At 39.1% G+C, this 13751-nt stretch carries 11 protein-coding genes and 2 riboswitches; all 11 genes read left to right on the plus strand.

The window, feature by feature from the left end; translation table 11 throughout:
• Nucleotides 1-445: 445 nt before the first annotated feature.
• Nucleotides 446-688 carry a hypothetical protein gene (locus MKY17_RS13305; protein WP_339202168.1) on the plus strand — a complete coding sequence of 81 codons (243 nt, stop codon included), beginning with the start codon at nucleotides 446-448 and terminating at the stop codon, nucleotides 686-688.
• A gap of 281 nt (nucleotides 689-969) precedes the next feature.
• Nucleotides 970-1069, plus strand: a riboswitch (glycine riboswitch).
• A gap of 363 nt (nucleotides 1070-1432) precedes the next feature.
• On the plus strand, nucleotides 1433-2812 hold the full coding sequence (locus tag MKY17_RS13310; protein WP_339202170.1) for an amino acid permease: 1380 nt from the start codon (nucleotides 1433-1435) through the stop codon (nucleotides 2810-2812).
• Nucleotides 2813-3141: 329 nt separating this feature from the next.
• Nucleotides 3142-3246, plus strand: a riboswitch (glycine riboswitch).
• 173 nt (nucleotides 3247-3419) lie between these two features.
• Nucleotides 3420-4670: a serine hydroxymethyltransferase gene (gene glyA, locus MKY17_RS13315; protein ID WP_098372265.1), complete on the plus strand. Its 1251-nt coding sequence runs from the start codon at nucleotides 3420-3422 to the stop codon at nucleotides 4668-4670.
• Between the two features lie 134 nt (nucleotides 4671-4804).
• On the plus strand, nucleotides 4805-5914 hold the full coding sequence (gcvT, locus tag MKY17_RS13320; RefSeq protein ID WP_098372266.1) for a glycine cleavage system aminomethyltransferase GcvT: 1110 nt from the start codon (nucleotides 4805-4807) through the stop codon (nucleotides 5912-5914).
• A 163-nt stretch (nucleotides 5915-6077) separates the two neighbouring features.
• Complete coding sequence (gcvH, locus tag MKY17_RS13325; RefSeq protein WP_098372267.1) at nucleotides 6078-6473, plus strand: glycine cleavage system protein GcvH; 396 nt, start codon at nucleotides 6078-6080, stop codon at nucleotides 6471-6473.
• Between the two features lies 1 nt (nucleotide 6474).
• Nucleotides 6475-7827 carry an aminomethyl-transferring glycine dehydrogenase subunit GcvPA gene (gene gcvPA, locus MKY17_RS13330; RefSeq protein ID WP_339202174.1) on the plus strand — a complete coding sequence of 451 codons (1353 nt, stop codon included), beginning with the start codon at nucleotides 6475-6477 and terminating at the stop codon, nucleotides 7825-7827.
• Complete coding sequence (gene gcvPB, locus MKY17_RS13335) at nucleotides 7820-9307, plus strand: aminomethyl-transferring glycine dehydrogenase subunit GcvPB (protein WP_098372269.1); 1488 nt, start codon at nucleotides 7820-7822, stop codon at nucleotides 9305-9307. The genes gcvPA and gcvPB overlap by 8 nt, the downstream gene beginning before the upstream one ends.
• 251 nt (nucleotides 9308-9558) lie before the next feature.
• Entirely contained in the window at nucleotides 9559-10437 is an 879-nt protein-coding gene (lipA, locus tag MKY17_RS13340; protein ID WP_098372270.1) for a lipoyl synthase, read from the plus strand.
• A gap of 38 nt (nucleotides 10438-10475) precedes the next feature.
• Nucleotides 10476-10787: an iron-sulfur cluster biosynthesis family protein gene (locus MKY17_RS13345; RefSeq protein ID WP_339202176.1), complete on the plus strand. Its 312-nt coding sequence runs from the start codon at nucleotides 10476-10478 to the stop codon at nucleotides 10785-10787.
• Between the two features lie 113 nt (nucleotides 10788-10900).
• Nucleotides 10901-12298: a dihydrolipoyl dehydrogenase gene (lpdA, locus tag MKY17_RS13350; protein WP_339202178.1), complete on the plus strand. Its 1398-nt coding sequence runs from the start codon at nucleotides 10901-10903 to the stop codon at nucleotides 12296-12298.
• 252 nt (nucleotides 12299-12550) lie between these two features.
• Entirely contained in the window at nucleotides 12551-13420 is an 870-nt protein-coding gene (purU, locus tag MKY17_RS13355; protein WP_098372273.1) for a formyltetrahydrofolate deformylase, read from the plus strand.
• Nucleotides 13421-13751 lie beyond the last annotated feature (331 nt).

The following is a 13751-nucleotide window of genomic DNA, read 5'->3' on the forward strand; positions in this document are numbered from 1 at the left end:
GTGCGAGGTAGGGGCTGATTGATTCTATAAATAAAAAATCTAACCACCCTATTACTATGGAAAAGGCAACGATAACTTCGAATTTTCATCTATCTGTAAATAGGGAATGCAAATAAATCAACCCTTTTTATAGAATGAATCAATTGAATTTTTATAAGGGTGTGTTTGGATCATCCTAAACACGCCCTTAAAATATGTCATTTTATCAAGGTAAGGTATAGAATTGATCATACTTTATGGATATGTTTAAAAAGTAGAGTCTAACCAAATTAGTGGCCTAGTTTGACGCTGGTAAAGTGAAATGGGAGATTGTTTCGTTAACACGTCAAGCATTGTGAAAATGAATGCTTGATGATAAATATAAACCGTATTGATCCAAATTATGTTATTCTATTTTTGTTTACAACAGTCCGTCTGAAAAACTGTAAAGGGGGTATAAGGCTTAATGGTTAAGGAAAAGAAAATCAAGCTAAAGAAGCCAAAGAAGTGGTGGGTATGGGTTCTAGCAATAGTCATCATTGCTAATATAGCAGGTGGTGGGGCTGAAGAGGAAGTTGATAAAGAAGAGAAGGCTTCTAATACTGCTGAACTTAGGGAGGAAGCTCCTAGACAATCTTTACTGCTGCAAGGATTTTCGCGAGTCTCGAATTTTCTCTTTTTCCATACATTAATTATGATAAAACTATAGACTCTATGCCCTTTCCCAACTTTAAAATTTACCCGTATTGTCAATCGGAAAAATGTAAAAATGTTTCGCTTATACATAAGCTTGTTTGGGATTCCTTGCGACATAGAAAAGCTGCTATAAGCTTGTTTTTTCGTAGCTAATAACTTCAAATTATACACTGTTCATAAAGTTCAAACTTGTCCATATTTAATTATCAGAAAATAGAGCTTTTTCAGATAATAATTGAAATATCCATTAAAACCCGATAATATACAACTAGTAGTACAACTCTATATCAGCGGATGAAGATTGTGGGAGAGACTAAACATTGTTTAGCACCGAAGGAGCAAACCCTAAAAAGCAGGGGACTAATCTCTCAGGTAAAAGGACTACAATTGGACGCGTCTCTGAAGAGAGCCATAGGCCACCGAAGGAGCTAAACTCTCAGGTAAAAGGACAGAGGAAGTTAGGAAAATCCCTATCTTTCCTCTGCCTTTTTTTGTACTTGGAAAGATAAAAAGAGAGGAGAGTGCATGGAGATATGTAGATAAATGAGTCTATCCTTTGATTTGTGCAACTAATGGTATATTTTCAAAAAAGGTTGGTAGATCTATTTCAAAAAACTATATCTAGTACCCACCGAGAAAGCGCTTACAGTGATAGGTCAGTCTCCCAGTATGCTAATAATTCACACTCATTGAAGGACTGAACCTTTATAAGGAAAAAATTCCAAGTAGCCTATAAAAGTAGAAAGTGGGGAATCGTATGCAGGAACAAAAGTTGGATAGAGGGTTAAAAAACAGGCACGTACAACTCATAGCTATTGGTGGTGCAATCGGAACGGGATTATTTCTTGGAGCAGGAAAATCTATTCATTTAGCTGGGCCATCAATTCTATTTGCTTACATGATTACAGGCATCATTTGTTTTTTAATCATGCGCGCACTTGGAGAACTACTCTTATCTAATTTGAACTATCATTCCTTTGTTGACTTTGTAAGAGACTATTTAGGTAATATGGCAGCATTTGTAACCGGCTGGACATACTGGTTCTGCTGGATTTCAATCGCAATGGCCGACTTAACAGCAGTTGGACTTTATACTCAGTATTGGTTTCCCTCCGTACCGCAGTGGATGCCTGGATTAATTGCACTAGTCATATTGCTATTTATGAATCTTGCAACCGTAAAACTTTTTGGCGAAATGGAATTCTGGTTCGCATTAATTAAGGTCATAGCTATTCTAGCATTAATTGTTATCGGTATTTTCATGATTATTAAAGGCTTTTCCACTGATTCAGGCGCAGCAAGTTTCACGAATCTATGGAGTCACGAAGGTATGTTCCCAAATGGAATAAATGGTTTTGTCCTCTCATTCCAGATGGTAGTGTTTGCGTTTGTGGGCATTGAACTTGTAGGACTTACAGCAGGTGAAACAGAAGATCCAGAAAAAGTTATCCCCAAGGCGATCAATAATATTCCTATTCGGATTATAATTTTCTACATTGGCGCACTTATTGTCATTATGAGTGTTTATCCGTGGAACGCAATCATCCCAACGGAAAGCCCATTCGTTCAAGTATTTGTGGCTGTAGGTATTGCTGGAGCTGCTGGTATCGTTAATTTTGTAGTCCTAACATCGGCTGCTTCGGCATGTAACAGCGCAATCTTCAGTACAAGCCGGATGGTATACTCACTTGCCAAAGATAAAAATGCACCTGTACCGTTTGCAAAACTTAATGACCGTAAAGTACCTTCCAATGCATTGTTCTTTTCAACTGTTGTCATTTTAATTTCTGTTGTTTTGAATTATTTAATGCCTGAAGGAGTATTTACCTTGATTACAAGTATTTCTACCGTATGTTTCATCTTTATTTGGGGAATTACAGTCATCAGTCATTTGAAATACCGTAAAACAAGACCAGATCTAGTGAAAAAGAACAAATTTAAATTACCACTTTATCCAATTTCCAATTACTTGATCCTTGTTTTCCTAGCGTTCGTCCTAGTTGTTCTTGCACTTGCGGACGACACTCGTGTTGCCTTATTCGTTACTCCTGTTTGGTTCATTATGCTGATTGCGATTTATAAGATGCGCATAACGAAGGTGGATCAGGCGAATCAGAGAGAGGTAGCGGGGAATTAAGAGGCAAGAAATCCTTTGATTCTATTTGCTGTGTTTGTCCAGATAGTTGCCGCTCCATTTTTTCCAACTGGGTGAGTAAAAAATCTGCCCGTTTTAAAAAGCCAAAGATATCTGGTTGATTCTATGATAATTCGAAATAAATATTATAGAATAGTATTGTTAGCGCTTTCAAAAATGCTTGACATAATTATTCTCAACAACTATTCTAAATGTACCAAATTGAATAAGCGGATGACAGTTGTGGGAGAGTGCAAAGCGACAAGCCACCGAAGGAGCAAGTTCCAAAAAGACCCTTGGAATAAATCTCTCAGGTAGATGGAACCACAAATGGACGCACCTCTGGAGAGCGCGTATAAACATATACGCCACCAAAGGGGAAAGGCTCTATTAAAAAATGGAGCTAAACTCTCAGGTAAAAGGACAGAGAAGGGTAGAGAACGCTACGACCCTTTTCTGTCCTTTTTTGCGTGCAAAAAAGGTTGTAAAGCATACTGTTTTTAGCAGTTTTCATAGAAAAGCAGGCCTGTAGCGGGAAAGAGCACCATATTGGAATTGAAAATTATGTAAAAATTCAGAATTAACAAAAATGTCCGGGAGGGAAAATGAAATGAGTTTACAACAAAATGATTCAACCATTTTTAAAGCGATTGAGAAAGAAGGACAACGTCAACATCAAACACTGGAATTGATTGCATCAGAAAATTTTGTTAGCCCAGATGTATTAGAGGCAATGGGAAGCGTGATGACAAATAAATATGCAGAAGGTTATCCAGGAAAGCGCTATTATGGTGGATGTGAATTTGTCGATGTGGCAGAACAAACGGCCATTGAGCGTCTAACAAAGCTTTTTGGTGCCAAATATGCAAATGTTCAGCCTCACTCAGGTGCACAAGCCAATTTCGCAGTTTTTTTCGCACTCCTTCAGCCTGGTGATAAGGTGATGGGAATGAACCTTTCACATGGTGGCCACTTAACTCATGGAAGTCCAGTCAGCGTTTCAGGAAAATGGTTTGAAGTTGTGTCTTATGGAGTTAGAGAAGATACTCAGTTAATTGATTATGATGAGTTGGAAGCTATCGCAAAGAAAGAACAACCTAAATTGATTATTGCAGGAACAAGTGCCTATCCAAGAACGATTAATTTTGCACGATTTAGAGAAATCGCCGATCAAGTTGGTGCAAAACTTATGGTGGATATGGCTCATATAGCCGGGCTGGTAGCTACTGGTCTTCACCCATCCCCAATCCCATATGCGGATGTTGTGACAAGTACAACTCATAAAACATTAAGAGGACCTCGGGGGGGCATCATTTTAACGAACGATGAAGTAATTATCAAAGCGATTAATAAATCCGTATTCCCAGGAATTCAAGGCGGTCCACTTATGCATATCATTGCAGCAAAAGCAGTTGCATTCAACGAAGCTTTACAACCAAGCTTTAAGGATTATGCGAAACAAGTCATTGAAAATGCTACAACACTTGGCGAAACATTAAAAAATGAAGGTGCAGCACTTGTTTCTGGTGGAACAGATAATCATATTGTCCTTTTAGATTTGCGTCCGTGGAATTTAACAGGAAAAGAAGCGGAGAAATTATTGGAAGACGCAGGCATTACCGTGAATAAAAATACGATTCCCTATGATCCAGAAAAGCCATTTGTTACGAGCGGTATCCGAATGGGGACAGCAGCTTTAACAACTCGAGGCATGAAGAGGGAAGAGATGGTGAAAATTGGTGAAGTGATTGCAACTGTTCTAAAGAGTAAAGGTAATAAAGACGTCATTCAGAAAGCAAGAGAAACAACCAAAGAGATTTGTGATGTTTATCCGTTATTTCAACAGCCAACTACTGTGTAAAGAAAGGGGCAGCTTAATGGAATTATGCCTTTGCTGAAACCTGAGCAACTGCCATGGCAGCGAGATACTACTAGCAATAAAGAAACCTGTAACAGTTGAACTATTTTGCAGAAAATCATAATTGGGGGTAAATCATGGGTATTGAAACAGCATTAAAGCAAACACCGCTTTTTGAAGTATATAAAAAATACGGGGCAAAAGTTATAAATTTTGGTGGCTGGGCTCTACCGGTTCAATTTACCAGCATTTTAGAAGAGCATGAAGCTGTTCGAACTGAAGCAGGACTTTTTGATGTTTCTCATATGGGAGAAGTACTTGTGGAAGGGAAAGATGCCGAGAGTTATATTAACTACCTTGTTACAAACGATGTAACAAAGCTTGGCATCAATCAAGCACAGTATACCGCAATGTGTTATCCAGACGGTGGAACGGTCGATGATTTATTAGTTTATAAATTAGGAAATGAAAAATATTTACTTGTCATTAATGCTGCAAACATTGAGAAAGATTACGAATGGATGAAGCAGCATGTAAAAGGAGAGATGGAGCTCCAAAATATTTCGGAAGACATCGCTCAGCTTGCCATCCAAGGACCAAAGGCAGAAAGCATTTTGCAAAAGTTAACGGAAATTGATTTATCAGAAATTGGTTCTTTTAAATTCGCCCAACACGTCAACATCTCGGGGATTTCCGATGTACTTGTATCCCGTACAGGTTACACAGGAGAAAATGGATATGAGCTTTATTTATCTGCAGACAAAGCGGTAGCACTTTGGGAAAAGATCTTAGAAACAGGAGCCACGAGTGGATTAAAACCATGCGGACTTGGTGCACGGGACACGCTTCGGCTGGAAGCACGTCTTGCACTCTATGGCCAAGAACTAAGTAATGATATCAGCCCGCTTGAAGCAGGAATCGGCTTTGTCGTAAAGACGAACAAAGAAAGTGACTTTATCGGAAAGTCTGCTCTTACAGAACAAAAAGAAACTGGATTAAAACGAAAATTAGTAGGGATTGAAGTAACAGGCCGGGGGATTCCGCGTCATGGTTACAAGGTAATTTCTAAAGATGGAGAGGAAATAGGTATTGTTACATCAGGAACACAATCACCATCTTTGAAGAAAAGCTTAGGTCTTGCCTTGGTATCAGCCGATCAAGCTGAAGTGGGGACACCAATAATAGTGGAAATCCGAAATAAACAGATTGAAGCCGTTATTGTTAATGCACCATTCTACAAAAGGTAAGCGGAAATATTTTAATAGAGTTATCGTGTAGTTTTCATGAGTCGATATCCGTTACCTTGCATGCAGCCTAAAATCGACTACTTAAGAGCAAAATTACCCAAATTATATTCTGAATTATGGGAATAGTTAAAAAACAAAAAAGAAAAGAAAAGGGGAAAATACAATGACGAAATTATTATCAAGTTTTCGATATAGCAAAGAACATGAGTGGGTGCAACAATTAGAAGGAAACCGTGTTCGTATTGGAATCTCTGATTATGCACAAAAAGCGTTAGGTGATATCGTCTTTGTTGAAAATCCAGCGATTGATGATGAAGTAACTGTCAATGAATCGATGGGAACGATCGAGTCAGTTAAAGCAGTTTCCGAACTTTACTCACCTGTTTCAGGAACAGTAGTTACTGTAAACGAAGAGTTAGAAGGCGCTCCAGAGACGATTAACGAGCATCCATTTGAAGCAGGGTGGTTAGTCGAAGTAGAAATGTCCAATCCAGAAGAATTAGACTCACTTCTAAACGAAGATGAGTATCAAGCATTTACTAATGAAGGAGAGGAATAATATGACAGCCACTTATAGATACCTTCCTGATACGAAACAAGACCAAGACGAGATGCTAACATTTTTAAATATTTCTTCTATAGATGAGTTATTTGAAGATATTCCAGCTGAAATCAGCCTGCAGGGGGAGCTAAACATCCCAAAGGCGGTTCCTGAACCGCTGCTTGTGAAAAAAATGAACCAGCTTGCTACAAAAAACAAAAATGCGAATCATTACCCGACTTTCCTAGGCGCGGGGACATATGATCACTACATTCCAAGTGTGGTAAACCATATGATTTCACGCTCCGAATTTTACACAGCCTATACACCTTACCAACCGGAAATCAGTCAAGGTGAATTACAAGCAATTTTTGAATTTCAAACGATGGTCTGTGAGTTGACAGGAATGGATGTGGCTAACTCTTCCATGTACGATGGTTTTACATCGCTTGCAGAAGCTGCATCACTTGCTGTTGAGGCTACGAGACGTTCGAAAGTTCTTGTTTCCAAAGCGGTACATCCTGAATCCCGTGCTATTTTACATACAGTAGCAGGTGGTCCGGGATACACAGCTGAGGAAGTAAACCTAGCTGATGAGATTACAGATTTAGGGAAGCTGCAAGAACAAATAGATAATGACACTGCTGCCGTAATTGTTCAATATCCAAATTTCTTCGGTTCCATTGAGGATATAAAAGCAATTAAGAAAATTGCGGAAGAAAAAGGTGCCCTTTTAATCGTAAGCGCCAATCCTCTTGCACTAGCACTCTTGCAGGCTCCTGGGAAACTTGGGGCAGATATTGTGATCGGTGATATGCAGCCATTAGGAATCCCGATGTCCTTTGGCGGTCCACACTGCGGCTATTTTGCGGTAAATAAAAAACTCATGCGCAAAATCCCAGGACGAATTGTAGGCCAAACAGCAGATGAAAAAGGACAGCGTGGATTTGTGTTAACACTTCAAGCACGTGAACAGCATATTCGCCGTGATAAAGCCTCATCGAATATTTGTTCCAACCAGGCATTAAATGCTCTTGCCTCTTCTATTTGTATGACATCACTTGGAAAGCAAGGGATTCGTCAAATGGCACAGCTAAACATTGAGAAAGCTGATTACATGGCGAAAACTCTAGAACAGAAGGGCTATACCATAATCAATGAGGCACCATTCTTCAATGAGTTTATAGTCGGGCTTCCTCGTTCGGTAAAGGAAGTCAATGCAAAACTTCTTAAGGCGGGTATTATCGGTGGATTTGATTTAGAAAGTGATTACGGTTTTGAAAACAAAATGCTGCTAGCTGTGACTGAGCAGCGAACAAAAGAAGAAATTGACCAATTTGTTGATGCTTTGGAGGCGATTGTAAATGGTTGAATATAATGAGTTGATTTTTGAAATAAGTCGTCCAGGACGGGTAGGTTCAAGTATTCCGGATAGTGACGTTGACTATGTTGATATAAATGAAAAATTTCCAAAGCACTTAATCCGTGACGAACCTGCTGAGCTGCCAGAAGTATCAGAGTTGCAGCTTGTCCGCCATTACACAGCGCTCTCTAATAAAAACCATGGAATCGATAATGGATTCTATCCACTGGGTTCTTGTACGATGAAGTACAATCCGAAAATAAATGAAGATGTGGCACGGTTGGAAGGCTTTAGCCGCATTCATCCCTATCAGCCCGTTGAAACAGTACAAGGTGCATTAGAAGTTTTATATGAATTACAGGAAGAGCTAGCCGTCATTACAGGAATGGATGCTGTAACATTACAGCCATCCGCAGGGGCTCAAGGGGAATGGACAGGTTTAATGATGGTTAAGGCGTATCATGCTGAAAAAGGTGAAACCAGAACGAAAGTACTTGTTCCAGACTCAGCGCACGGTACAAATCCTGCAAGTGCAAGTGTTGCTGGTTTTCAAACGATCACGATTCCATCCGATAAAAATGGATTAGTTGACCTAGAAGAATTAAAGAAACATGTTGGATCTGATACAGCTGCGCTAATGTTGACGAATCCGAATACCCTTGGACTTTTTGAAAAAGAAATTGTGGAAATCGCTCAGGTTGTTCATAAAGCAGGGGGACTATTATATTATGACGGAGCGAATGCCAATGCCATTTTAGGAAAAACAACACCAGGTCAAATGGGCTTTGACATCGTGCACTTAAATCTTCACAAAACATTTACGACTCCTCATGGAGGTGGCGGTCCAGGGGCAGGTCCTGTCGGTGTGAAAGAGAAACTTACTCCATACTTGCCAGTTCCGCGCATAGAAAAAGAAGGTGATAAATATGTGCTGAACGCTAATTATTCGCACTCTATCGGAAGGGTAAAAGGGTATTATGGAAACTTCGGAATTCTCCTGCGGGCATATACTTATATTCGCACGATGGGGCCTGTTGGGCTTCGCCAAGTATCAGAAAGTGCTGTGCTTCATGCTAATTACCTTCGTAAAAGATTGGAGCCATACTTTGAAGCGCCATATTTACAAATTTGCAAGCATGAATTTGTCCTATCCGGATCCAGACAGAAAAAGCTAGGTGTAAGAACGCTTGATATAGCAAAACGCCTGCTAGATTTCGGCTACCATCCGCCGACCATCTATTTCCCGTTAAATGTTGAGGAATGTTTGATGATTGAACCGACAGAAACAGAGTCGAAAGAAACACTCGATGCATTTGCGGAGGTAATGATTACAATTGCCAAAGAAGTGGAAGAAAACCCAGGGGTTGTTTTAGAAGCACCACATACTACAGTGATTGGGCGATTGGATGAGGTCCAAGCAGCTAGACAACCTATCTTGCGTTATTCCAAAGAAGAAGTAGTAGTAGAGGAAGCAACGGTAACGTCATAAATGAATGTTTGAATGAACATGAACCACCAAGGATGAATATAAAGACAAGAATCTCAATATATCATTCAAGGTGGTTTCATTTAAGCGTATTTATAAAGGATGAAAAAAGTGCCAAGTGGTGCAAGGAGAAAATAGTCTTGAGAACTAAAAAGACAGAGCAACGGAGAAACTCTATCGGTCTTTTTTTTTAGGCGTATGGAGCAACCTCTTTAAAGCTAAAATTACATCTGCTCATAGGAGTGAGAAATAAAATGTCCATCACTGATCTTCGTAAACCAGAATGGCTTAAAATTAAATTAAATACGAATGAACAATATACAGGCTTAAAGAAAATGATGCGGGAAAAAAAACTTCATACTGTTTGTGAAGAAGCAAGATGTCCTAATATTCATGAATGCTGGGCGGTACGAAAAACGGCAACTTTCATGATTTTAGGAAGTGTTTGTACCCGAGCTTGCAGGTTCTGTGCAGTTCAAACAGGGCTACCATCAGAACTTGATTGGGAAGAGCCCGAACGTGTCGCAGAATCAGTAAAGCAAATGAACCTAAAACATGTGGTGATTACCGCTGTTGCTCGTGATGATTTAAAAGACGGCGGAGCAAAGGTATTTGCAGAAACTGTAAAGGCAGTGAGACGGCAAAATCCATTTTGCAGCATTGAAGTTCTCCCCTCAGATCTGAATGGGGAATATGACAGCTTAAAAACATTAATGGATACAAGGCCAGACATTTTGAATCACAACATTGAAACAGTAAAACGCTTATCCCAAAAAGTTCGTGCACGTGCAACATACGAACGTTCATTAGAGTTTTTAAGGCGGGCAAAGCAAATGAATTCCACTATCCCTACGAAATCAAGCATTATGATTGGTCTAGGAGAAACAAAAGAAGAAATTATGGAAACAATGGATGATCTTCGTATTAACGATGTAGACATAATGACTATTGGTCAATATTTGCAGCCGACTAAACGACATTTGAAAGTCGAAAAATATTGGAGTCCAGAAGAGTTTGAAGAACTGAAAAACATTGCCATGTCAAAAGGGTTTAGTCATTGCGAAGCCGGTCCGCTTGTTCGCTCCTCCTATCATGCAGATGAACAAGTCCGTGCAACTAAGGCTAATGCGTAATCATTTTTCAATAATCCATTAAGAAAGGGGAGAATCAGATGATAGTCAAAATAAAGATAACAGAGGCAGCTATGAATAAACTGAAGGAAATGACATGTAAGGGTGCGCAAGTTCCTCGCATTGACGCTGATATTGCCGGCGGCTGCGGGGTGTCGGTGAAGTTCTCCCTCTTATTGGACGAGCCCCGCAGAAACGATGTAATTATTGAATATGAGGGAGTTCAGCTTAGATTAGATCATTTTACAAAACGTTATTTAGATGAAGAAACACAAATTGATTATATAGAAGATAGTGGCTTTATTGTTGGAGAAAGCTTTGCATCCAATGCATGTGCCATTGAAATAATTTAAAGTATCATGATCGTTTACCTATTAATAGAATAGATCGTGTTTAATAAGTTAGTTGTTATCTTAGACTATCCATATATCTCTATGGTTATGAAAACAAAAGGGGGTAGTATTAGGTGAATCAAAAATATGACGTTGTTATCATCGGTGGGGGCACCGGTGGATATGTTGCGGCCATTCGTGCGTCTCAATTAGGATTAAAAACGGCGGTAGTTGAACAAGGTAAACTTGGTGGAACATGCCTTCATGCAGGTTGTATTCCAAGTAAAGCATTATTAAGAAGTGCAGAGATATATTCGAATGCAAAAAATGCAGATAAATATGGTGTTATTGCACCGGAAGTTGGACTGGACTTCTCAAAAGTACAGGCCAGGAAAGAAGAAATTACTGGACGCTTATTTAAAGGTGTACAACATTTAATGAAAAAAGGGAAAATAGATGTGTTTGAAGGGAAAGGGAGTATTTTACAGTCAAGAGATGTTTTAGTGAGATTTAATAATGATGAACGGGAAACAATATTAAGCTCTCGAAATATTTTAATAGCTACAGGATCTCGTCCAAGGACATTACCCGGCCTAGAAGCAGATGGCGAATATGTGATGACATCGGAAGAAGCGCTACAAATGAAAGAGCTCCCAAATTCCATCATTATTGTCGGCGGCGGTGTTATTGGAATAGAATGGGCTTCGATGCTTATTGACTTTGGATTAGAAGTGACTGTGATTGAGTATGCCGATCGCATTTTACCGACGGAAGATAAAGATATTTCAAAGGAAGTACAGCGACTAATGAAGAAAAAAGGTGTGAAAATCGTAACAGGGGCAAAGGTGCTTCCAGAATCGTTAGAAAAAGGTGACGGTGTCTCTATAAAGGCGGAATATAAAGGAAAAGACACGTCATTTTCAGCAGAAAAATTATTAGTATCTGTCGGAAGATTAGCAAACATAGAAGGCATTCACCTTGAAAATACCAAAGTTGAAGTCGAACGTGTGATTCAAACAAATGAGTTTTATCAAACGAATGAGCCTAGCATTTATGCAATTGGAGATGTGATTGGAGGATTACAGCTTGCCCATGTTGCTTCACATGAAGGGATCATCGCCATTGAACATATGGCAGGAGAAAAACCAGTGCCACTTGATCAATCTCTTGTTTCCAAATGCATATATAGTAACCCGGAGGTAGCTAGTGTTGGGTTAACAGAAGAGGATGCAAAGGAGAAAGGGTATCAAGTAAAAACAGGGAAGTTCTCCTTCCGTGCGATTGGAAAGGCTCTTGTTTTTGGTGAATCAGACGGTTTTGTCAAACTCGTTGTTGAAGAAGAATCTAGTAAGTTGTTAGGAGCGCATATGGTTGGGCCACATGTAACCGATATGATTTCGGAAGCTGGTCTTGCACGAGTATTAAATGCAACAGCTATGGACATTGCACATACGATACACCCTCACCCTACATTAGCGGAAGCAATTGGGGAAGCTGCCCTAGCTGTATATGGTAAGGAAATACACTCATAGATATAAAGGATAGTAAAAAGAAGAGTTGAATACTTCTTCCTTCATGGGGGAAGGCGAACCATTTGATAGGTGGGAGTCAGTAAAAAAAATTCAAGGTCCATAGCCCTCTCTCACCGTAGTTCAAGATTGCTAGAAATGAAATTGTAGTAACGGTATTGTTCGGACACCTATAGCGGTTGAGTTTAGCCATCATTCTGAATTCGAAAGTTTTTACATATTTTTATTACAAATCTAAAGGATGGTGAGAGTCCATTGTATCAAGTAGTGAATGTTAATCGTGCTAAATTATTAATATCTTGTCCAGAGAAACCAGGTATTATCTCGGCCGTATCTAACCTTTTATTAGAAAACAGAGCAAATGTTGTTCATTTTGACCAACATACGACGGATCCACAAGCTGGTATGTTTTTTATGAGAATCGAATTTGATTTAAACGACTTTGATGCTTCCTATGCAAAACTTGAAGAGGACTTACATGTGCTGGCCCAGGCTTATGCGATGGAATGGAGCTTAAGCGGCAATAATAAAAGAAAACGAATGGCTATCTTTGTATCCAAAATGGATCACTGTCTTATGGAGCTTATATGGCGTTGGAAATCGAATGAACTTCCAGTGGAAATTCCGATGGTGATCAGTAATCATCCTGATTTAAAAAAAATAGTAGAAAGTTATGGCATACCTTATTATCATATTCCTTTAGCTCATGAAACGAAGCAACAAGCAGAACAGAAAGCAATAGATCTATTGAAAGGGAAAGTAGACTTTATTGCCTTGGCTAGATATATGCAAATTCTTTCCCCAACCTTTGTATCGGAGTTCCCAAATCAAATTATTAACATTCATCATTCTTTCTTACCGGCGTTTGTCGGTGCAAACCCTTATGCGAGGGCCTATAACCGTGGTGTAAAGCTAATTGGGGCAACTGCTCATTATGTTACGAATGATCTTGATGAAGGACCCATTATTCAGCAAGATGTAAAGCGGGTTAATCATAGACATACAATCGAAGAATTAAAGGTTACCGGAAGTCATGTGGAAAGACAGGTTCTTGCCCAAGCTGTTTCTTGGCATATTGAAGATAGAGTTATTATTCATGGTAATAAAACAATCGTGTTTGAGTGAATACAATATTATGATGCTTCAAAGATAGGAGATAAACTTTACACTATTTTTAGAGATTTTTCTCTACTAATTCTATTAGAGCAGACAAAATCCTCGACCTTGTGAGTATTTTGTCATATCTCAAAAGGGACATCATTACTATTTATTCCTATATTAATGCCACATTTCAATCTCTATTATAATTGAATTAATTCCATAAAAGGGTTTGCCTTCGTTTACCTAAACGAATAACAGCTTGATTCATTTTGTACATTTGTTGATTGAGCCGATTCACTGCTAATTTCGGAGGATTATAAATATAAACAAGCATTGTAAGTTCGAAATGTACTTT

The sequence above is a fragment of the Peribacillus sp. FSL P2-0133 genome (assembly GCF_037975445.1).
GTDB classification, from domain to species: domain Bacteria; phylum Bacillota; class Bacilli; order Bacillales; family DSM-1321; genus Peribacillus; species Peribacillus simplex_E.

Coding starts and splice junctions, on each gene's coding strand:
- gcvH (WP_098372267.1), top strand. CDS start 6,078: ATGACGAAATTATTATCAAGTTTTCGATATAGCAAAGAACATGAGTGG.
- MKY17_RS13345 (WP_339202176.1), top strand. CDS start 10,476: ATGATAGTCAAAATAAAGATAACAGAGGCAGCTATGAATAAACTGAAG.
- MKY17_RS13310 (WP_339202170.1), top strand. CDS start 1,433: ATGCAGGAACAAAAGTTGGATAGAGGGTTAAAAAACAGGCACGTACAA.
- MKY17_RS13305 (WP_339202168.1), top strand. CDS start 446: ATGGTTAAGGAAAAGAAAATCAAGCTAAAGAAGCCAAAGAAGTGGTGG.
- gcvT (WP_098372266.1), top strand. CDS start 4,805: ATGGGTATTGAAACAGCATTAAAGCAAACACCGCTTTTTGAAGTATAT.
- lipA (WP_098372270.1), top strand. CDS start 9,559: ATGTCCATCACTGATCTTCGTAAACCAGAATGGCTTAAAATTAAATTA.
- gcvPB (WP_098372269.1), top strand. CDS start 7,820: ATGGTTGAATATAATGAGTTGATTTTTGAAATAAGTCGTCCAGGACGG.
- glyA (WP_098372265.1), top strand. CDS start 3,420: ATGAGTTTACAACAAAATGATTCAACCATTTTTAAAGCGATTGAGAAA.
- gcvPA (WP_339202174.1), top strand. CDS start 6,475: ATGACAGCCACTTATAGATACCTTCCTGATACGAAACAAGACCAAGAC.